Raw genomic sequence first — 21,283 nt, forward strand, 5'->3', positions numbered from 1 at the left:
ATGAAACTCTCCACGTTTGGCCGAAAGTTCACCGCAGATGCTGGCATAACCTCTCTGATGGATGATCTGGGTAATGCTATGGCGTCCGGTGACGACATGATCATGATGGGTGGCGGCAACCCAGGACATATCCCCGAGATTCAGGCTAGGGTTCAAGAAATCTTGGCTGATATGAGTCGCAGCGAAAGTGATGTTCGCCGGCTCGTGGGTGTTTATGATCCGCCTCAGGGTGAGAAACAGTTTATTGCCTCGCTTGCCGACCTGCTAAGCCGTGAATACGGTTGGGACCTGAAACCCGAGAATATTGCGCTTACCAATGGCAGTCAGGCGGCCTTCTTCATGCTGTTTAATATGTTTGGCGGCGACTATGGCGAAGGCCAGCGCAAACACATACTCTTGCCTCTGGCGCCGGAGTACATCGGCTATGCGGATGCGGGCATTGAACCAGACCTGTTCCATGCAGTGCAGCCAGATATCTCATTCACCGATGCCCACGAATTCAAATATCGGGTGGACTTTGATGCAGTAGAGGTAACAGGCGAGACCGGTGCCATCTGTGTATCTCGGCCTACCAACCCGACCGGTAACGTGGTTACCGACGAAGAGATGACGCGCTTGGAGGAAATGGCGCGCCAGCATGACGTGCCGCTGATTGTTGACGGCGCCTACGGAACGCCTTTCCCTAGCTTGTTGTTTGTAGACGCAACGCCCACTTGGAATGAGCAGATTATTTTGTGCCTCAGCTTATCTAAACTTGGCTTACCTGCCGCCCGCACGGGCATCGTGATTGCTGCGGCACCGGTAATAAAGGCCTTGTCTGGAATAAACGCTATCATGAACCTGGCCACGGGCAGCTTTGGTGCCATGCTAGCTGAACCGCTTGTTCGCTCCGGCGAAATTTTGTCCCTGAGCCGGGATGTAGTGTGCCCATTTTATAAGCGGAAAATGCAGCGAGCTGTAGCGGCGTTTCGCGAAGCTATGGGCGAGGACAGTTGCCGCTGGTACGTGCACAAACCAGAAGGCGCCATGTTCCTGTGGCTGTGGTTTCCGGATTTGCCCATTACCAGCCTTGAACTATATCAGCGCTTGAAAGCTCGTGGCGTGCTGGTTGTGTCAGGTCATTATTTCTTCCCTGGGCTACCCGAGGATGGCTGGAAGCATCGTGATGAGTGCCTGCGCGTAACCTACTCACAAGACGATGAGCGGGTGGCGCAAGGTTTGCGAATTATTGCGGATGAAGTTAAGGCCGTTTGGGCTGAGGCAGGCCGGGAGGTTTAGGGGCTCTGCATAACTCCAGCGCACAGCCGGGGGTGCTTATGGCTTCAGTTGCAATGTGTTGTGAATACACTCTGTTACGAAAAGAGAGTATTCGTAACATCAATAAAAAACCTGTAGCGTTATTCTACACTTTCAAGGTTCGTTTTTTACGGACGAAAACTACTACTGAAGGTCAGAACACTCTACCGGGAGCAATAAGCCCATGAAGTCAAAAAAAACAATTTACCTCCTCCAGTCCGGCATTGCACTCGCAGCCCTAACCGTAGCCTTGGCTGGCTGCGGAGGTTCATCTGGGGGTAACGGCGAAGTAACCACTCCGGACAATTCAACGGGTTCCGGAACTACATCCCCCGAAACCAATAGCATAAACATCCCTGATTATGTGCAAGGCACCCTAAACGAAGCCACATTGGACTCTGTGGCACTGAGTAGCTATTTCGCATTAAATGAAATTGTTCGCTCAAACGTCAGCTATCTCGAATTTATAGAACCGGTTGCAGAATCAGATCTGGGCAGCCCTATATCCCAAAGCTCCATTAATTTCGGTTCAGCGCTATGTCCACTTGGCGGAACACAATCTATTATTTTTGACTATGGCCGTCCTCGTCAGACCTCTGAGAGCGTGCTTGTTTTCAGTGCTGGAAACACGTTCACTTTTTCTTATGAAAGCTGCAAAATTGAGGGCTCACAAGGCGTCCTAATTCAAGAAGGTAGCACAACCGCGACTGTTGAAACTGGCTATTACGATTCATTCGATGAGTTTCTCAGTCTATCAGGCAGCATAAGCCTAGAGCACAGAAGTGTTGGTATTCACGACGGCTCCCAGACGCTGGCCTATACAGATGGTGATATTACCCGCAGCATCCAAAACGGCAGCGATGTGTCGATTAACGGCACCTCCCTGAAGGTTAAGCCACCAAGGTACAGTGCACCCGGTTATGCGCTTGAAAACTATACCCTCAAAATCGAAGAAACAGGCGCCTCACCTTATATTAGGGAATGGACAATGAATGCGCCCGAGGCGTTCGGTTTGGGCTTGGGCGAAACCGGTGAGCTTTTCCAGACAATAATCTCGGACCTGATATATAGCGAGAGTGGAAGTGAGTTGACGGCTGGCAGTTATAGTCTAAAAACACCCGAGCGCACTCTAGAAATTACCATTGAAGACGGTTTCTTGAGTTATGAGGCGGATCTGGATGGTGATAACGTCAGCGATATTTCAGCCACTGTGAACCTGTGATGAACGTGTGACGGCATGAAGGACGCTTGTTGCGCGCTTCAATGGCGCGTAACAGGCGCAGAATATAGAAGTAAATAGGTAGGAACTACGGAATTGCGGCTGGCCCGGGCTCAATCCGATGTTGATGAAGATTGGTAGTTGATCAGAGTTTCGTTAGGCTTAACCTCCCAAGTCCACATTCTTCAGCTCCAATTTGTATTCGCTGCCGTCGGGCTCAACTTGAATCAGGCGAACCAGTACAAAGTTCTTATCGGGGTCAAACCACATCAGGGTTTCCCGCTTTGAGTCTTCGCGAACTTTTTCGGCTTTGAGAAGGGAGGATTGGCTGTCATCGGAAAGAGCGGCATCGTCGTTTACGACGGCAAAGCGTTCGCTATCTATTTTGCCGCGATCCAGAACCTGATATTCCATCTCCCTTTTGCCATTCAGAATGTCCTGATGCAGTTGCACCTGAAAGCCTAGTGGATCGAGGATGCCTTTCTCCAGTTCTATCTCGAAATCTTTGCTTTTATATTTGCCGGTGGCGATTCCAGCTTTCCAATCGAAATCAATAGACTGCTTCCTGTCTTTAATAAGAAAACCGGAAAGGCTGTACCGATACCTGAGGGGAATAACCTGACCCTCTTCCCATTTTAGGATTAGTGATTCGTCGAGGTCGGCGATGAAAGACTTCACCTCGGTTCGGTACAGCCATACATCGTTGCCTTGAGAGGTGAGGATGCGTCTAGCGCTGCCATTAAGCGATATCCCCTTTTCCATGGAGGCGCCATAGCTGACTTCGAAGGGGAAGAGGTCGGGAACTGGCTCCGCGTGTGCGGCCGCACTCAATACTAACGCCAGCGTGCACGCAAGGCTGGCGATGGTAACCCGCCCCTTCGTTAGGAGGGCGGAAACAATCCGTTGAGCTGCAAACATTTCGTTGACCTCGAATCCTTCATTTATGTTGGAAGTTTAGCGGGTCAGGGAGTGTTGCCTAGTGACAGTCTGTTAAGGTGCGCCTCAGTTGTCCGTGAGGCGCATGGGTGTTTCAATAGCTTGCCCATCAAACAGTACCTGATCATCGCCGAGTTGGATTCTGCCTTCGCAGAACCAGCGAACAACAATCGGGTAGAGCAGATGCTCTTTTTGCTGCACTTTTTCCGCGAGTGTTTCGCGGGTGTCTTCTGCCGTAATGGTCACTTCTGCCTGGGCGATAACCGGCCCGCCATCAAGTTCTTCGGTTACGAAGTGAATCGAGACGCCATGAGAAGCGTCGCCAGCCTCCAGTGCTCTTTGATGCGTATTGAGGCCTGTATACTTCGGCAGCAGCGAGGGGTGAATATTCACCAGTTTTCCACGGAATGCCCTGACAAAATCTGTTGTTAGGATTCGCATGAATCCCGCCAACACAATGAGGTCCGGATTGTAGCGGAGGATGTGAGCCATAAGCGCGGCATCGAATTCTTCCCGAGAGCCGAATTCCTTGTGGTTGACTACAAAGGTTTCCACGTTGGCTTGTGCGGCCCGCTCGAGTGCAAATGCTTTTGGTTGATTGCACCCCAGAGCAACAATTTGGCCGGGAAAATCCCGCCCGCGACTTGCATCTAAAAGAGCCTGAAAGTTGGTTCCGCTGCCAGAGGCAAGGACCAGAATTTTGGGCAGAGTGGGTTGATCTGCCTTCATTCTGCCAAAAGCCCCGGTGCATAACGCACCACTGCATCTTTTTCGGAATCCTCAGCGCGCTCGATAATGCCCACCTGCCAAGCTTTCTCACCCAAGGCCTTCAAGGTGTCCATCGCCAAACTTTTCTGGCTTTCGGGAACACAGATGATCATGCCAATGCCGCAGTTAAAGGTGCGGTACATTTCTTCACTGGCAACACCGCCAGCGTCTTTAAGCCACTGAAATACTGGGGGGAGTTCCCAGCTTTCGGTGTCGATGGCTGCGACTACACCCTTGGGCAGAACTCTGGGAATGTTCTCCGGCAAACCACCACCAGTGATGTGTGAAAGAGCGCTTACATCCACTTCACGAATCAGCTGCAACAGGTTTTTTACATAGATGCGTGTAGGAGCCATCAGCGCATTTGCTAGTGTTGTGTCGCCGATTGGTTGATCTAAGTCGGCTTTGCTGACTTCAAGGATTTTCCGGATCAACGAGTAGCCGTTGGAGTGGGGGCCTGAAGATTCTAGCGCGAGCAGTACATCTCCTGCTTGAACGTTACTGCCGTCGATGATTTCGCTGCGCTCTGCGATACCTACGCAGAAGCCGGCAAGATCGTAATCGTCACCCTCGTACATCCCGGGCATTTCGGCGGTTTCACCACCCACCAGTGCGCAACCGGCCAACTCACAGCCTTGGCCAATACCTGCAACCACGTTTGCAGCTATATCAACATTGAGCTTTCCGGTGGCGTAGTAATCAAGGAAAAATAGCGGCTCCGCACCACCAACAATAAGATCGTTCACGCACATCGCAACGAGATCAATGCCAATGGTGTCGTGCTTTTCAAGCTGCATCGCCAATCTCAGCTTGGTGCCCACGCCGTCAGTGCCAGAAACCATAACCGGCTCTTTATACCCGGAAGGGATAGCGACCATGGCACCAAACCCGCCAAGCCCTCCTAGAACCTCGGGTCGCCGCGTGCGGGCGGCGGTTTCCTTGATACGGCTGACAAGTTCATTACCGGCGTCAATGTCAACGCCAGCATCGCGGTAGGTCAGGGAAGGCTTCTGTTCGCTCATGGTGTTCTTAAACCGTTGGGCAATGGGTCAGGCGGCGGATTTTAGCAGGTGCAGTGTAGGGCTCCAAGTGCAAAAGCCTTGCGCCGCTCCGGATTCTTGAATCCGGCAGTTTTCGCGCAAGCAAGATTGCATTTCGGAAACCCGGGCTGGCTACTCAGGCATAGGGGCATGGTGTATCCTATGCGCCATTCATGCGAACTGCAGGGTGTTTCATGCCAGTAACAGACCAGATCCGGTTTTTTAAACCATTGCGAGCCCTATGGCTTGGCGTTTTTTGTACGCTCATACTGGCTTTAATGCCCGCATCTGCCACTGCGGTAACAGTATCAGGGCTCTATTCAGTAGAAGTTCCTGTGTCTGGCTCCGGGCAAGCCGCTCTTGCTCAAGGTTATGCTGATGGCTTGGCTCGGGTTTTTGTGAGGATTTCAGGCACCCGCGAGGTGCTTGCTCTTGATGGTGTAGACGCTCTGCTGGCAAATGCGGAATCTTTGTTGCTGTCCTATCAGATACTTCGCGGCGCAAGTGGCGAAAGCCGCCTGAGTATGGCGTTTGGTGCTGTAGGTGTTAACCGGGCTTTGGCATCAGTTAACGCTCCCGTGTGGGGTGCGAATCGACCCTTAACCCTCGCTTGGGTGGCGGTCGAAGACCGTGGTGTTCGTACACTCGTGACAGGTGCTGGCGACGACCGAGCCAACTCTGCCGAAACGGGCGTTTGGTCGGCAGCATTTGCTCGCGCTGCTCAGGAACGTGGGCTCCCAGTAGCCCTGCCTCCCGCAGGGTTCAGTGGTAATAGAGAGCTGTTGTCGGATATATGGGGACAGTTCACCGGGCGCGTTCGCAAGGCGTCTGAAGGCGTGGAGCATGACGTGCTTGCGCTGGTTCGTGTTAGCCGCTCAGGCAATCAGTGGCGTGCAGGCTGGGTATTTGAAGGTGCAAAGCTCAATAATAGTGAAGAGTCTGTTAGCGCTGACACGCGGGAAGCTCTTGCAGAGGCATTGGTTAATCGCTGGGCGGAGTTGTACGCCAACCGATATGCTGTGGCAGCAGGTGAGGTTGGGGAGCTACCTCAGGTGGAAATCGTATTGCGCGGTGTTAAGACTGTTAAAGATTACGGCAACACCACTCAAGTTCTGGAGGGCTTAACTCCAGTTGTAAATGTAGGGGCATCCCGGGTTAAGGGCGAGCAGTTAACACTGAGAGTTGGCTTTTCCGGTGAGCTTGATCAGCTCAGGGAGTATATTGCGCTGGATTCCCGGTTTGTGCCCATTGAGGGTGGATCACAGGAAAGCCAAGCGGCTGGTTCGTCATCACTCCCGTCGTCAGCAGCCGCTTCGGCAAAACCGACACAACTCGACTCTAACGAAAATCAGCAAGAAGCGATTCCGGAAGATGAGTTGGAGAAAGATTCTTCTGAGCAGTCTATGTTTACCTATCAGCCATCGCCGGTAGACAAAGAGGAAGCCGAGCAGGCGTTCGAATCACTTTATCAGGTTCTTTATTACCGCTGGCAACCCTTGCCAGCTATCGGAAACAATGGCGGGCAGTAAGCCGCTACCGGAGGCGATTGAGTGAGGTCACACGCCTGGCGCTGGATTCCCAATGCTCTGACGTTTGTGCGCATTTTATTGATAGCTCCCTTTGCCAGAGCGTTGCTGGTACAGGAGTACCGCCTCGCGTTGCTCATTTTTGCTGTGGCGTCGGTGACAGATGGCCTTGATGGCTTTCTTGCACGGCATTTTAATTGGCGCTCCCGTTTCGGTGCTGTGGCCGATCCACTGGCCGATAAAGCGCTACTGATTACCGCCTATTTAATGCTGACTTATACCTCGGTTTTACCTCTGTGGTTGTTTGCGCTGATCCTCGGTCGAGACCTTCTTATTGTGGGAGGTGCGCTGGTATACCATTACAGTATTGGCCGCTTCGAGATGGAGCCCAGCATACCCGGCAAGTTGAATACGCTGATTCAAATTGTTGTTATTTTAGGCATTATTGTCATTTTGGCTGGCTTGCCGGTGCAGGCGATATGGCTGGATATTGGAGTTTGGCTGGTCGCAGTTTCAACGGTCTTCAGTGGCGGGCACTATATTGTCGTTTGGGGTAAGCGCGCATGGAGGGCCAAACACCCGTGAGCAGCTCTCAGTTAGTGCTTGGCGTCCGGCTTCGGGACGACGCACGTTTTGACAACTTTCATGGTGATCGCAACCGGGAAGCGGCATTGCGCCTGTCTTCGGTATGTAGTCAGCCGGCTGACTTGCCAGTGGTCGTAGTTTGTGGCGACTCGGATACCGGCAAAAGTCACTTGTTGCAGGCAGCTTGTCATCAGGCAGAAGCGGAAGGGAAAACGGCGGTTTGTATTAGTATTGCCGAGCTGGAGCCCTTCGGGCCGGAAGCACTGGCGGGACTGGATGCCATGGATGTGGTTGCACTGGATGATCTGGACCGGGTGGCGGGTAAGGCCGGCTGGGAGGAAGCGGTTTTTCATCTCTATAATCGGCTGCATGATGGTGGTCATATGCTGGTTGTCAGTCTTTCTGAAGTCCCCGGGTCCTTGCCTTTCGTGTTGCCAGATTTAGTTTCCCGACTGCATCACGGCTTTATTGTGCAACTGGGAACCTATCGTGACGATGATCGCCTGAAGATTCTGATGGCTCGTGCACAAAAGCGCGGGCTGACTATGACGGACGATGTCGCAGGCTTTATTATGCGCAGAGCCCCAAGGGGACTTGGCGAATTGTTAGGCATTCTCGATACCCTCGATGAAAACTCCTTGCAGGCGCAAAGGCGCTTGACTGTGCCGTTCGTGAAAGCAGTCATGAAGTGGTAAAAACATAGAAGCCAAGCGTTACATCACACAAAACAGAACTTAAACGATAAGACGCTGAATGAAGCGCCAGATGGAGAGACGACATGAGACGGGTAGTATTTAACCAGAAAGGCGGAGTCGGCAAATCCAGTATTACCTGCAATCTGGCTGCAATCAGCGCTGCACGCGGCAAGCGCACTCTGGTGGTTGACCTTGACCCCCAAGGTAACTCAACGCATTACTTGTTGGGCAAGCCTGCTAGCGAGCTTCAAGATACTGTGGCAGACATGCTGGAGCAAACGGTAGCGTTTAAGGTATTCAATCGTCGCCCTGAAGAGTTTGTTCATGCTTCACCGTTCAGAAATCTCTTTGTTTTGCCTTCCAGCCCTGAGCTGGATTTTCTTGAGCGCAAGCTTGAGGCAAAGCATAAAATCTACAAGCTGAGAGAGGCGCTGAAGAAGCTGGGTGATTCTTTTGATGAAATATACATTGATACAGCGCCAGCCCTGAATTTTTATACCCGCTCCGCGCTTATTGCTGCGCATCGGTGCTTGATTCCGTTTGACTGTGATGATTTTTCCCGTCAGGCACTTTATAACATTCTTAATGAAATTCGCGACTTGCAAGAGGATCACAACGAAGAGTTGGTGGTTGAAGGTATTGTTGCAAACCAGTTTCAACCTCGGGCTAGCCTGCCAAAACAGTTGGTTAAAGAGCTTGTTGCAGAGGGACTGCCGGTATTGCCAGTGCGCTTATCCAGCTCCGTAAAAATGAAAGAATCTCACCAGAGCCGGCAACCGCTGATTCACATGGCACCAAAACACCCGCTCACACGTCAGTTCGAAGATCTGTATCGCGTACTCAATGGCGAGGCGGTAGAGCTAGAGCCTTTGGCCGATTGAACCGGGAGCTTTATGACGGATTCCAATAAGATTGCAGGGCAGGTTGCGGATTGTCTTCTGGCCATAGAAATGGAGCTTCGCACGATTGGCCTATGGGCAACCGAGCGCCCACCACAGGCGGCATTTCAAAGCACTGAGCCTTTCTGTATCGATACCTTAGAGTTCACCCAATGGGTTCAGTTTGTGTTTCTTGAGCGCATGAAGCTGATCGTTGAAAGCGGGCATCCTTTGCCCTCTGTTTCTGGCATTGCGCCCATGGCTGAGGAGTACTTTCGCGGCCGCCCAGAATCTGGACAGGGCTTGATCCGAGCGCTTGAGGCGATCGATCAGCTACTTTCGGGGAGCTGACCAACGCCTATTGATGCTGACCATTCACGTCAGTCTAGGCGCATCGACAAGTCTACCGCTTTGACGTCTTTGGTGAGGGCGCCGATAGAAATATAATCGACTCCGGTTTCTGCAATGGGAACCAATGAGCCTGAGTTGATACCCCCGGAAGCTTCGAGCTTTGCGCGTCCTTCATTCATTGCGACTGCAGCCCGCAAATCTTCCATGGAAAACTCATCGAGCATGATGATGTCAGCGCCAGCTCGGAGTGCTTGCTCCAGTTCCGCCATATTCTCGGTTTCCACCTCGACAGGCTTGCCCGGTGCGATTCTATGAGCTTCTGCGATAGCTGCGGCGATGGAACCACATGCGGAAATATGGTTTTCCTTGATCAAGAAAGCGTCCCACAGGCCGATTCTATGGTTGTGGCAGCCGCCGCAAGTCACAGCATACTTTTGTGCAAATCGTAAGCCGGGTAGAGTCTTTCTAGTGTCGAGTAGGCGCACGGGTGTATGAGCAACCCGCTCGGCATAACCAGCGCAGCTTGTCGCAACAGCTGAAAGCGTTTGCAGCCAATTCAGTGCAGTCCTCTCGGCGGTAAGCAGGCTTCTTGCGGTTCCTTTCATGCGGAATAGAACCTGATTGGGGCTCACTCGCTCGCCATCCTCAACTAGCCACTCTATCGCTACTGACGTGTCCACCTGACGAAAAACTTCGTCCACCCATGCTCGCCCAGCTATTGTTGCGTGCTCCCGCGTTATGACATGGCCGGAGCCCTGTTTATCCGCAGGAATAAGTTGGGCCGTGATATCGCCATCACCGATATCTTCGCGCAAGCTAGCGGCTACTGTTTCGATGAGTGACTGGCGTTGGCGTTCACTGAAATTCATGGTTTTGCATCCGCTTGTGACTGGCTAAATGGTTCTGAAATATTCCGGATGAACGATTCTATAGTTCGACAACGGTTTCGCCAAATTATGCCAGAAACGTGATCTGAGACAGGCGTACACAAAAGGTGACAATTTCTGACACAAGATGACACGGTCTAATCGTATGATGTGTAATCAGAGTAGTTTGAAGTTTATGGTCAGGTGCTTCAGATGCAACGGCCGGGAGATCAGTCGATGAAACAGGAAAACAAGGTTGTCAGCTTTTCAGGCCAGAAGCCGTTCTCACGGTTTGATCTGCCGCCTGCTCTTGTTCGCCTGCGTGATACCTCCGGACAAACTCTAAAAGGCGTTCTCGAACGTTTTTTCGAGCGTGCCGACGACGCCTTGTTCGAGCTCGCAGATCGCGCCGGTTCCAACACAGATCAAACCATCTATTTTGATGCCATGCGGGAATTGCGTCTCAGACGCAAAGCCATGGTGGTTTCTGTGCTGCAATACGTCAGTCAGGCATTTAACGATATTGGCCAGTTTCGGCCCAAGCAGTCCGGTGGTGCATTGGACGAGGTTGATCAAGATTCTTTGAGCCTTGTTGAGCATTCAGATCTGGAGCAGCAGGTCGCCATCGACAACTTGATCAATAAAATGCGTAATAAGTACCAGACCCCTATTCAGCTTTTGTCTGTGCGGGTGAACCATCTGGTGCCGAGCGTGGAGTTGGCAGACAATCAGATGCCACTGAGCCCGGAAGTTATCTGTGGAGGTCTGGCTGAAGCCTGTTCAGATCTCGATATAGATATCCGAGCAAAGCTTGTGGTGCTCAAGCTGTTCGATCGATTGCTGGGGGATAAGCTCGGTGATTTTTATCAAGAAGCGAACCGGACTTTGGCTGCGGAAGGTGTCTTGCCGGATGCAAAGCGGCCTCCAGTACGTTCACCCGTTGCCCCTTCAGGTGCTCGGTCTGCAACCTCGGCCCCTGTGCCGCCGAGCTCTTCGCAGCATGGGGCGGCCAGCGGTCTGTCGAATGAGGTGGCTGGCAGCCAGTATTATAGTCACGACCAGATTCAGGGCGGTGCTTCCTATGCAACGTTTTCCGAATTGAGCGCGCTCCTGCACCAGCGGGGTGCAACCCAATCTGTGGTTGAGCCGGATAAGGCTGATGAAGCCTACCTTGATACCGAGCGGTTGATGGCGCTTCTCAGCGAGGCACAGTCGTCTTACGATCAGTGGGAAGGTGGTGAAGTTGCTTCTCTCGATCAACGCCTTCAACCTGTTCTCACGGCAGCCAATGGCCAAAAGGCGAGTGTTGGACAGGTAGACAATGATGTTATCAACCTAGTCTCGATGCTGTTCGATTTTATTTTGGAAGACCGACAGCTTCACCCGGTTATGAAGGCACTTATCGGGCGTCTCCAGATCCCCGTATTGAAGGTTGCCCTAAGCGATAAAAATTTCTTCAATCGTGGTGGGCATCCGGTTCGTAAGCTATTGAATGAGCTGGCATTGTCTGCTATTGGTTGGAGCGAAAAGCGCCCCGGCCAGCGTGATCCTTTGCATGAAAAAATTGAGTCGGTTGTCGATCGGGTATTGAGTGAATTTAGCACCAATGTGTCGCTTTTCGACGAGTTGCTAGAGGATTTTTGCCATTTCACCGATCTCGATCGTCGTCGCCGAGAGCTTGTAGAGCAGCGGTTGCGAGATGCCGAAGAAGGCCGGGCACGACAGGAGCAGGCCACCCAGATTGCCGAGTCGTTAGTGAAGGAACACACGTTTGGTAGAGATATTCCCGAGCCTGTTCTTGCGATGCTCAACGAAGCATGGACAAAGTACTTGCAGTGGGTGGTATTGCGTGAAGGTGAAGATGGTGAGCGCTGGGCAGACGCTAAAGAGCTAACAGGGCATCTGGTATGGAGTGTTGACCCGCAGCCGGTTGAAAGCTCCACCCGTAGCGACCTGCTCCGTGCTATCCCGGCAATTGTGGACGACTTCCGCTTAGCTCTTCAGGAAATCTCGTGGGACCCGTTTGCAACGGATACGGCAGTACGTGATCTGGAGTTGGCTCACGTTGATGTATTACAGAGCTTGGCAACAGCGCCTTCCAGTACCGCGGCATCAGCTCCGGAAGAAGCTGGAACAGAGGTCTGGTCTGAGCCTGCTGAAAATTCAGATCCAGAAGCAGCTGTACCGGTCATCGATAAGCCCTTTGGCGTACTGAACGAACCGAGCGAGACATTTGCAGAGTCACAGCCCCAGCTTAATGTTGCAGAACCTCAAGCGGAAGCCTCGGCCGAACCGGAAATGGAAGAGGTTGCCGAACAATGGCTGATTCAGGCGGATAGACTCCGTGTTGGTGCATGGATTGAGCTCAGTCGAGATGGAACTAAGCTTCGTTGCAAGCTGGCGGCCGTGATAAGGGCTACGGGTAAGTACATCTTCGTTAATCGCAGCGGTGCAAAGGTTGCGGAATACCATCGACCGGAGCTGGCCGCCGCTATGGCAAATGGAGCCATAAGCATGCTTGATGATGGGCTCATTTTTGACAGGGCGCTTGAGTCCATTATCGACAATCTTCGCAGCAGTCGTAGGGATTGATCCGTAGTAACAAGCCTTACTTTGTGATTCAATCAATCCACATTGTAACGCTCTGATAGCTATGGATTCATATTGTCCTATTCAGCCCGAAATTCCCTAAGCGCGACCGTTTTCAGCGAAGATGTAAGCGCTCTCCGTCGAACGGGGCGTCTTTCAGCTGCCCGTTGGTGTCCGTCGCCTAATTACGGCCCGCGCCCATATGGCGCTTCAATAAGTCTTCTGGTAGTGCACAGCATCAGCTTGCCGCCAGGCGAGTTTGGCGGCCGTTATATTGAAGATTTTTTCACGAACAACCTGAACCCCGCTCAACACCCATACTTTGAAACCATCGCCGACATGCGCGTTTCGGCCCACGTGTTGATCCGCCGAGATGGAAGCTTGACTCAATTTGTCAGCCTGCTCGACAGGGCCTGGCACGCTGGACGCTCTTGCTTTCAGGGGATAGAAGAGTGCAACGACTACTCGATCGGAGTTGAGCTGGAGGGCACAGACGATATTCCGTACACCCCCGAGCAGTACCGGGCACTGGCTGAGCTCTCAGCGGTGATCTGCGTGGCCTGGCCGGACATTAGCAACGACCGTATTACTGGCCACTGCGATATCGCCCCTGGCCGCAAGACCGATCCTGGGCCTGCCTTTAAATGGCACTACTTCCGGGTTGCTTTGGCAGAAGCTAAGTCTGGTCAGCACAGCGATGAGCCGCCCAGTAAAGGAGTCGTGTGAATGGTTTTTGTGGTATTTCTTTTTGCCTATTTGGTGCGGCGTCGGCTTGATAGCTTAAATGCCGTCTCCAGTGACGAGCTTTGGCGGCGCTGGTTTCGTCAAGGGAGCGTTGTCAAGGCCGGTCACGAGTCAGGGATCTGGAATGGCCTGATTTTAGTGTTTGTGCCAGCCTTCCTCGCGGCCTTAGGTGTTTATATTTTGGCGTTGTACGGTTGGCGAATCGCAGCCTATCCGATCGAAACTCTCGTACTTGTATTGATGATGGGCACGCCCGGGTGGCGGCAATCGGTTGAGCCCTATGCGCTGGCTTGGCATAAAGGAGACATGCAGGCGGCTTGGCACCTTATTCAGGAACGCCTGCCTGCCAGCGAGCGCGGAGCTGCTGCATCGCCTGAGCTTATGCATCTTTCTTTGAGCAAAGCGCTTATGTTGGCAGTATTTCAGCGATTCTTCCTGATTGCCTTCTGGTACGTGGTGGGCGGCATCGGATTTGCGATTTTTGTGCGCGGGCTGGTGGCGCTGTCGGAACAGTGGCCTCAGGCGGCCGCGAGACCTCGGTATATGGCAGTTTGCGAGTGGTTTAACTGGATACCTGTGCGGCTGCTTTCAATAACCTTTGGTATCGCCGGTGATCTGTCAGGGTGGCTGGGTGAGGCGAGAGTGGCTATTGCGGGTATCACGAAAAAGACATCAGAAATCCTCATGATTTCTGCCAATGGGTCGTTAACCGGTTATGCGCTTGATCCGGCGCGCTTTTCCCAAATTCACCCGGATGAGTGGGCCAATTATGGCGGGCGCAGCCTGAGCGCGGTGAGGGATTTGCTCAACCGGAGTATGCTGGTATGGATTTGCACTTTGGCTTTGCTGGTGATTGCAGGCGTTGTCTGAATAGCAGGGTTGTAGTAAATAAAGCTTAAGTTTTCCGGTATTTGGGCGATAATAAAAAAAGAACATGCATTCAATTGTTTGCGTTTCAAAGAGAGGGCCGATGTGAAGCAACTCATTTATCCCGCAGTAGCACTGATGAACCGGTTGCCGATGCTGTATAAGTTCAGTCTCATCAGCATCTTGTTCCTCTTGCCGATTGGTGGCTTATCCTGGCTTGTGATGACCGAGTTAAATCGCTCGGTTGCGACCATGACTCGTGGCGTAGAAGGGTTAGAGCAGTTGCGCCACATCGACCGCCTTGTTGATGCTTCCATGGACTACCGCGATTACCGTGCGCCGGCAGTAGCCAAAAATGACGACGCCATTAAGAAACTGTCCGACGAAGCCGCAAGCGAGATAAGCTCTACTCTGGAAGCGCTAACGGCCCAGCCCCGCTCGTTCGATACATCTGGAGCCTGGGCTGATCAAGTCGAAGGTCTCAAGGCTCAGTGGCAAGCCCTTCGTGCCGATGATAATTACCAGACCAACTTTGACCCTCAATTCAAATACTTTCATGAGTTTGTGCAGAAAGCACTCGCGTTGCTGCCAGCTACTATTGAGACATCAGGGTTGGGGCAGGGTGCTTCAAGAGAAAATTTACTTATCTTGGGGCTTATCCGGGAAACCTTGCCTGAGGCCCGCAGCGTAATTGGGCAGGCTCATTCGTACAGTTTGTTTGCTCTGGTTGATGGCCAGGTAGGCTTTGCCCTTAGCGAAAACTTTAACGAAATCTATGACGCTTTAACCAACCGAAGTTCGCTCCTTTCTCCTGCGCTGACACTGACTGCCGATGCTTCTCCTGCTCTGGCATCTCAGGCTGACCGAGCGCTTCAACAGGTCGATGAGAGCCTTCTGAATGTGCGTGAACTGCTTGATGTAAATATTATTACTCCGATGCGGCTAGAGATGACTTGGCAGGAGTTCGAATCCCGCGTTTCTGCAGAGTTGGCGAGTTACGGTGAGCTGAAAGGTGCAGCATTTGATGTAATAGATGCGAATTTGAGCGCCAAATTGGAGCAGGAAGTAAGTCAGCGCCGCATCATTGTGGTGGCGTTGGTTGTGGTGTTGTTGTTTGTCGTTTATCTCTATATTGGCTTCTTTATGTCTGTGCGCACAGCGATCAATCGCTTTAGTGAAGCGGCTCGCAAGGTGGCTGCAGGCGATATGACGACTCGTATTTCCCTCGATAACCGTGATGAGCTGGGCGAGCTTACCGGCGAGTTCAATAACATGACTGATCGCATTGCCGAGCTTATAAGGTCGGTCGGCCAGACAACATCGGAAGTTGACCAGCAAGCCGCTCGCGTTAATGAAACAGCGTCTGCCAATAGCGAAGCGGTAGCTCACCAAATGGCCGAAAGCGGCCAAATCAATGAAGCCATGAGCCAGATGGTAGAAGCGGTGAGTGAAGTAACTGAAAGCGCCCACCGGGTTGCAGACAGTGCGACCGCAGCAGAACAAGACACAGAAACCGGCCGCGGCGTTGTCTCTGATACCGTGGAAACCATCAATCGCCTTGCGACCGAGATTTCGGGCGCTGTGGATGTAATTAACCGGGTGAGTGAAGACAGCAACAATATCAGTCAGGTTTTGGTAGAAATCAAAGCTATTGCCGAACAGACCAACCTCTTAGCGCTTAACGCCGCCATTGAGGCAGCCAGAGCTGGTGAGCAGGGGCGTGGGTTTGCGGTGGTGGCTGATGAAGTGCGTTCCTTGTCGCAACGCACTCACAAGTCTACTGAAGAAATCGAGGGCATGATTACGCGTCTTCAGAGCGGCGTGAAAGATGCCGTGGCAGCCATGACCAATAGCCATGATGTTACTCAGGCAACGGTTCAGAAATCGGGAGAGGTGACAGAAGCGTTGACTCGGATTGCGCAAGGCATCTCGGTGATTGTGGATATGAGCCACCAGATTGCTCAGGCTGCTGAGGAGCAGTCGGCGGTTTCCAAGGATGTGAATGCTAGCGTTGCGCATATTGGCGAGTTGGGCGCTTCCACCGCTACTAATGCGGAAGAAACTCTGGCTTCGTCTAGGGAAATGTCAGATTTGACGGCTTCTTTGCAGAGGCTTGTTGAGGCATTTAAGGTTTAAGTTAAGACGGTCAGGTAGCGGTATTAACTTCAGAAACACGCTGTGAATACGTCCTTGTATGCTTGGCTCCGCCATCCATGGCTACGCACAGTTTCTGAAGTTAATACCGCTACCTGACCTGATTTTGGTGCAGGCCGTCACGCACTTCTAGTCGTAGTGAGTGTTACATCCCCGACTTCTTTTGATCCCACAAAATCTCTTCAGCGCCTTCTCTGCGCGCTAACACCCTTGAAGCTACAAACAACAAGTCTGATAAACGGTTCAAGTACTGGCGTCCCAGCGGGTTGATGGAGTCCTCATGGCTGAGGGCTACCACCACACGCTCTGCTCGTCGGCAAACGGCGCGGGCTAAGTGGCACTGGGCTGCTGCAGGGCTTCCGCCGGGTAGGATGAAGTTCTTCAGAGGTGGGAGAGGCTCGTTCATTTCATCCAGCAGGTTTTCCAGCCAGCTAATATGGTCTTCAGTGATCGCCTTGCTTCCCGGAATCGCAAATTCACCGCCCAGATCAAACAGGTGATGCTGAATGCGACGCATGGATTCCAGCATCTCGTCGTCGCTGTCCAAGGTTTCAATCAGCAGGCCGATATGGCAGTTCAGTTCATCGGCCATGCCCATGGCTTCAACACGCTGAGCATTTTTGGCAATACGGTTGCCATCGGCCAGGCCGGTGGTACCGTCGTCACCTGTGCGGGTGTATATCTTGGAAAGGCGATTGCCCATGATGAGTGCTCCTGTTTAAAACCCATTTATTTAAAGCGTTAGAGACCTTTTACTCGCTCGGTCAGCATTTGGTTTACCGGCGTAGCAATACCATGGCGCTTTCCGCACTGCACAAGATAGCCGTTGATAAAATTAATCTCGGTTTTACGCCTAGCTATAACGTCTGCGCGCATGGACGAAGTGTTGCCGGCGGTATTTCTCGCCACTTTCTCAATACGCTCCCGAAGGACCAACGGCGCTACAGCCTCCGAGGTTTCGGCCTGCAGCAGAAGAGATATCTCTGAACAAAGCCCGTCAATATTCTGTTGATAGAGTGGCAAGGCCAGAATATCGCCATTAGGGCAGTCGAGCAGGGCGGTAAAAGGATTTATCCCGGCATTAACCACCAGCTTTTGCCAAAGCCGCTGCAGAATCTTGTTCTCAGCATGAATTCGCAGACCGGTTTCAGTCAACTGTTGAACGACACCTGTTACATGTTCAGCCGCAGAAGCAGTAAGTGCACCTACCCAGGTGTCACCAGCCCCGGCATGAACCAGCACATCCTGCGATGGCCGATTCGCCCCTTCGGTAGTGCTGGCAGCCAAAATCGGCCGTTGCGGCCAGCGCTCAGCAACTGCTTGCTGGCTGCCTAAGCCGTTTTGAAACAAAACAACGGGGGTGTCGTCCGGAGTATGAGGTAACCAGTCATTAAGGCCCGTAAGCGTATCGCCAGCCTTGGTGGTTACGAGCAGAAGCTTTACATTCTCAGCTGACCTAAGCCAAGGCAAATCAACATGGATGCAGGCTTCACCCGAGTCCGGCGAAGCCTTCAGGAAGTCCCTCCCGAAACCTTGCGGAGCCATGGATGGCGGAGCAGAGTGTACAAGGATGTATTCACAGCGTGTTTCGGGAGGGACTTCCTGAAGGCTGAAGCTTCTCCGAAGTTCACCACCAGAGCACCGAGGCAAAAAGCCACATTGGCCAGACGGCAAAAGGGCGGCCCAAAGCCGCCCCAAAGAACCCGCTCCAAGAATGGCAATCACCCCGCCACCCCCGGAACGCTCATCCGCAGACACCATGCCTACATGGCCTCAATATCTGCGCGCTGCTGCTGCAACCGGCCCATATTACCCTGAGCCTCAGCCAGCTTCTCCTGCTCCTTGGCCACAACTTCCGCAGGTGCCTTAGCAGTAAACTTCTCATTGTTCAGCTTACCCTCAAGACGCCCGATCTCTTTCTGCAAACGCTCAAGCTCCTTATCCAGCCGCTTCAGCTCCGCATCCTTATCAATCAGCCCAGCCATAGGCACCAACACTTCCATATCGCCAACCAGCTGAGTGGCACACATGGGCGCATTGTCACCCTCAAACCACTCAAGGCTCTCCAGTTTGGCCAGAGAACTCAGGAATTGACGATTTTCATTCATTCGGCGCTGACCTTCCGCACTGTTGCCACGGAACAGAACCGGAATCTTCTTCGCCGGGGAAATATTCATCTCGCCGCGAATGTTACGCACGGCCACAATCACACCCTTAAGCCATTCAATATCTTCGACGGCTTTAGCATCGTGCTTGCTGGTATCCACCTGCGGGAAAGGCTGCAACATGATGCTGTCGCCGGATTTGCCAGCCAGCGGTGCAATGCGCTGCCAAATTTCTTCCGTGATAAACGGCATGATCGGGTGCGCCAGGCGCAGAACGGTTTCCAGCACGCGCACCAAAGTGCGGCGGGTGCCGCGCTTCGCTTCAACACTACCGCTGTCGTCGCTCAGGCAAGGCTTGGAAAGCTCCAGATACCAGTCGCAGTATTCATTCCAGATAAACTCATACAGAGCGTGAGAGGCCAGATCGAAACGGTACTGATCTAAATGGCGGGTTACATCCTGCTCGCACTGCTGCAGGGCGCTGATAATCCAGCGATCGGCCAAAGACAGCTCTACCGGCTCGCCATTCACGCCGCAGTCTTCGCCTTCCACGTTCATCAGCACGTAACGGGCAGCGTTCCACAGCTTGTTGCAGAAGTTGCGGTAGCCCTCCAGGCGCTTCATATCCCAGTTGATGTCGCGACCAGTCGTTGCCATGGCTGCCAGAGTGAAGCGCAGGGCATCGGTGCCGTGGGCAGAAATACCTTCCGGGAACTCCTTTTCAGTCTGCTTGGCAATTTTCTTCGCCAGCTTGGGCTGCATCATGTTGCCGGTGCGCTTTTCCAGCAGCGGGGCAAGATCGATGCCGTCAATCATATCCAGAGGGTCAATCACGTTACCCTTGGATTTGGACATCTTGTCGCCGTGCTCGTCGCGGATCAGGCCCGTGACGTAAACGGTTTTGAAGGGAACCTGCGGGGTGCCGTCTTCATTTTTCATGAAGTGCATGGTCATCATGATCATCCGGGCAACCCAGAAGAAAATGATGTCAAAACCGGTCACCAGAACATCCGTCGGGTGGAAGGTTTTAAGGCGCTCGGTGATTTCTGGCCAGCCCAGTGTGCCGAATGTCCAAAGGGCAGAGCTAAACCAGGTGTCCAGCACATCGTCGTCCTGCTTTAGGCCGAAGTCGGCGGCCAGATTATGCTTCTGGCGGACTTCCTCCTCACTGCGACCCACATAAATATTGCCTTCGGCGTCGTACCAGGCAGGAATGCGGTGGCCCCACCAAAGCTGGCGGGAAATACACCAGTCCTGAATGTCACGCATCCAGGAGAAGTACATGTTCTCGTACTGCTTGGGCACAAATTGAATGCGACCGTCTTCGACCGCCTCAATGGCAGGCTCGGCTAGTTTCTTCGCATCGGCAAACCACTGGTCGGTCAGCATCGGCTCGATGATCAGGCCAGAGCGGTCACCACGGGGTACGCTCAGTACGTGATCTTCCACTTGCTGAACCAGATCGGCAGATTCCATATCGGCCACTATCTGTTTGCGGGCGTCCTCCCGGCTCAGACCCGCGTAAGCTGCGGGTAGGCTGGCATCCAGTTCGGTGTTTTCTGTACCGTCGCTGTTGAACACTTCGGCCTGCTCACGGATATCTGCATCCTGAGTCAGCACGTTCATCATTGGCAGATTGTTACGTTTGCCTACGGCGTAATCGTTAAAGTCGTGTGCTGGCGTAATCTTCACGCAGCCGGAACCTTTCTCAGGGTCGGCGTGGTGGTCGGCAATCACCGGTATGCGACGGTTTACCAGCGGCAGCATCACGAACTTGCCAATCAGGTGCTGGTAACGCTCGTCATCTGGGTGAACGGCTACGGCGGTATCGCCCAACATGGTTTCAGGGCGGGTAGTGGCCACAACCAGATAGTCTTTACCATCCTGAGTGGTGGCGCCATCGGCCAGTGGATAGCGCAGGTGCCAGAAAAAGCCTTTTTCTTCCTTGTTCTCAACTTCCAGGTCTGAAATGGCGGTGTGCAGCTTCGGATCCCAGTTCACCAGACGCTTGCCTCGGTATACCAGGCCGTCTTCGTACAGGCGCACAAACACTTCCTGTACAGCTTTGTAAAAGCCGTCGTCCATGGTGAAGCGTTCGGTGTCCCAATCAACGGAGTTGCCTAACCGGCGCATCTGGCCGGTGATGGTGCCACCCGATTCTTCCTTCCATTCCCAGATACGCTTGATGAACTCGTCGCGACCCAAGTCGTGCCGGGTTTTGCCTTCTTCGGCCGCCAGCTTGCGCTCAACCACCATTTGAGTAGCGATACCTGCGTGGTCGCTGCCCACTTGCCATAGGGTGTTATGGCCCTGCATGCGCTTGTAGCGGGTGAGGGTGTCCATGATGGTGTGCTGAAAGGCATGGCCCATGTGCAGGCTGCCGGTCACATTGGGTGGCGGAATGGCGATGCTGTAGGACTCGCCCTCTCCGCTGGGGCGGAAGTAGCCTTTGGATTCCCAGTTTTGGTACCACTGGCGCTCAATGTTTTCTGGCTGGTAGGTTTTTTCCATGGGTTTTTCTGGCGACCGTTTGATTGATTCACAAGGGGAAATTGAAACGCTGGATTATACATGGTCGCCTTCTGTCGGGCGAACCTTGGGTCGTTGCTTTCTACTCAGGACTGGACGTTGGGAGTACTGCGAGCACGGCAGGGCTGTACCAAA

At 52.9% G+C, this 21,283-nt stretch carries 18 protein-coding genes; 11 read left to right on the plus strand and 7 right to left on the minus strand.

The window, feature by feature from the left end; genetic code table 11:
• Window positions 1-1,278 (plus strand): valine--pyruvate transaminase, encoded by a 1,278-nt coding sequence (locus MWU62_RS12720; protein WP_247115271.1) that lies wholly within the window; start codon window positions 1-3, stop codon window positions 1,276-1,278.
• A gap of 202 nt (window positions 1,279-1,480) precedes the next feature.
• On the plus strand, window positions 1,481-2,518 hold the full coding sequence (locus MWU62_RS12725; RefSeq protein WP_247115272.1) for a hypothetical protein: 1,038 nt from the start codon (window positions 1,481-1,483) through the stop codon (window positions 2,516-2,518).
• A gap of 159 nt (window positions 2,519-2,677) precedes the next feature.
• Here MWU62_RS12725 and MWU62_RS12730 read toward each other — a convergent pair whose 3' ends face one another.
• The 3 genes from MWU62_RS12730 to purM form a co-directional block, all read right to left on the minus strand.
• The gene (locus MWU62_RS12730) at window positions 2,678-3,433 is read right to left on the minus strand and encodes a DUF3108 domain-containing protein (RefSeq protein ID WP_247115273.1); all 756 of its coding nucleotides are present in this window, start codon (window positions 3,431-3,433) and stop codon (window positions 2,678-2,680) included.
• Between the two features lie 84 nt (window positions 3,434-3,517).
• Window positions 3,518-4,180 (minus strand): phosphoribosylglycinamide formyltransferase, encoded by a 663-nt coding sequence (gene purN, locus MWU62_RS12735; protein WP_247115274.1) that lies wholly within the window; start codon window positions 4,178-4,180, stop codon window positions 3,518-3,520.
• Window positions 4,177-5,241 carry a phosphoribosylformylglycinamidine cyclo-ligase gene (gene purM / locus MWU62_RS12740; RefSeq protein ID WP_247115275.1) on the minus strand — a complete coding sequence of 355 codons (1,065 nt, stop codon included), beginning with the start codon at window positions 5,239-5,241 and terminating at the stop codon, window positions 4,177-4,179. The genes purN and purM overlap by 4 nt, the downstream gene beginning before the upstream one ends.
• Before the next feature lie 212 nt (window positions 5,242-5,453).
• On the opposite strand from purM, the gene MWU62_RS12745 reads away from it, so the two are divergent.
• The 5 genes from MWU62_RS12745 (at window position 5,454) to MWU62_RS12765 (ending at window position 9,294) form a co-directional block, all read left to right on the plus strand.
• Window positions 5,454-6,788 carry a DUF2066 domain-containing protein gene (locus MWU62_RS12745; protein WP_247115276.1) on the plus strand — a complete coding sequence of 445 codons (1,335 nt, stop codon included), beginning with the start codon at window positions 5,454-5,456 and terminating at the stop codon, window positions 6,786-6,788.
• Between the two features lie 21 nt (window positions 6,789-6,809).
• Window positions 6,810-7,370: a CDP-alcohol phosphatidyltransferase family protein gene (locus MWU62_RS12750; protein ID WP_247115277.1), complete on the plus strand. Its 561-nt coding sequence runs from the start codon at window positions 6,810-6,812 to the stop codon at window positions 7,368-7,370.
• Window positions 7,349-8,065 carry a DnaA regulatory inactivator Hda gene (hda, locus tag MWU62_RS12755; protein ID WP_247115278.1) on the plus strand — a complete coding sequence of 239 codons (717 nt, stop codon included), beginning with the start codon at window positions 7,349-7,351 and terminating at the stop codon, window positions 8,063-8,065. Before MWU62_RS12750 ends, hda begins: the two co-directional genes overlap by 22 nt.
• A gap of 83 nt (window positions 8,066-8,148) precedes the next feature.
• Window positions 8,149-8,946, plus strand: a complete 798-nt coding sequence (locus tag MWU62_RS12760; RefSeq protein WP_247115279.1) for a ParA family protein — start codon at window positions 8,149-8,151, stop codon at window positions 8,944-8,946.
• A gap of 12 nt (window positions 8,947-8,958) precedes the next feature.
• A complete protein-coding gene (locus MWU62_RS12765) occupies window positions 8,959-9,294 on the plus strand; it encodes a YqcC family protein (protein WP_247115280.1) in 336 nt (111 codons plus the stop codon).
• Between the two features lie 29 nt (window positions 9,295-9,323).
• Here the strand turns inward: MWU62_RS12765 and nadC are convergent, their stop codons facing one another.
• Window positions 9,324-10,163, minus strand: a complete 840-nt coding sequence (gene nadC, locus MWU62_RS12770; RefSeq protein ID WP_247115281.1) for a carboxylating nicotinate-nucleotide diphosphorylase — start codon at window positions 10,161-10,163, stop codon at window positions 9,324-9,326.
• Window positions 10,164-10,397: 234 nt separating this feature from the next.
• Here nadC and MWU62_RS12775 point away from each other — a divergent pair, with 234 nt between their 5' ends.
• The 4 genes from MWU62_RS12775 (at window position 10,398) to MWU62_RS12790 (ending at window position 16,496) form a co-directional block, all read left to right on the plus strand.
• Window positions 10,398-12,752 (plus strand): DUF1631 domain-containing protein, encoded by a 2,355-nt coding sequence (locus MWU62_RS12775; RefSeq protein ID WP_247115282.1) that lies wholly within the window; start codon window positions 10,398-10,400, stop codon window positions 12,750-12,752.
• 72 nt (window positions 12,753-12,824) lie between these two features.
• Entirely contained in the window at window positions 12,825-13,475 is a 651-nt protein-coding gene (gene ampD / locus MWU62_RS12780; RefSeq protein ID WP_247115283.1) for a 1,6-anhydro-N-acetylmuramyl-L-alanine amidase AmpD, read from the plus strand.
• Entirely contained in the window at window positions 13,476-14,363 is an 888-nt protein-coding gene (gene ampE / locus MWU62_RS12785; RefSeq protein ID WP_247115284.1) for a regulatory signaling modulator protein AmpE, read from the plus strand.
• Window positions 14,364-14,465: 102 nt separating this feature from the next.
• Window positions 14,466-16,496: a methyl-accepting chemotaxis protein gene (locus tag MWU62_RS12790; protein WP_247115285.1), complete on the plus strand. Its 2,031-nt coding sequence runs from the start codon at window positions 14,466-14,468 to the stop codon at window positions 16,494-16,496.
• A 163-nt stretch (window positions 16,497-16,659) separates the two neighbouring features.
• Here MWU62_RS12790 and MWU62_RS12795 read toward each other — a convergent pair whose 3' ends face one another.
• Genes MWU62_RS12795 through MWU62_RS12805 form a run of 3 tightly spaced genes read right to left on the minus strand, consistent with a single transcriptional unit; the run spans window position 16,660 to window position 21,130 of the window.
• The gene (locus MWU62_RS12795) at window positions 16,660-17,217 is read right to left on the minus strand and encodes a cob(I)yrinic acid a,c-diamide adenosyltransferase (RefSeq protein ID WP_247115286.1); all 558 of its coding nucleotides are present in this window, start codon (window positions 17,215-17,217) and stop codon (window positions 16,660-16,662) included.
• A gap of 38 nt (window positions 17,218-17,255) precedes the next feature.
• Window positions 17,256-18,275 (minus strand): ketopantoate reductase family protein, encoded by a 1,020-nt coding sequence (locus MWU62_RS12800; protein WP_247115287.1) that lies wholly within the window; start codon window positions 18,273-18,275, stop codon window positions 17,256-17,258.
• A gap of 2 nt (window positions 18,276-18,277) precedes the next feature.
• Window positions 18,278-21,130, minus strand: a complete 2,853-nt coding sequence (locus MWU62_RS12805) for a valine--tRNA ligase (RefSeq protein ID WP_247115288.1) — start codon at window positions 21,128-21,130, stop codon at window positions 18,278-18,280.
• Window positions 21,131-21,283 lie beyond the last annotated feature (153 nt).

Origin of the sequence: Marinobacter sp. S6332, assembly GCF_023016045.1 — a bacterium.
Taxonomy (GTDB): domain Bacteria; phylum Pseudomonadota; class Gammaproteobacteria; order Pseudomonadales; family Oleiphilaceae; genus Marinobacter.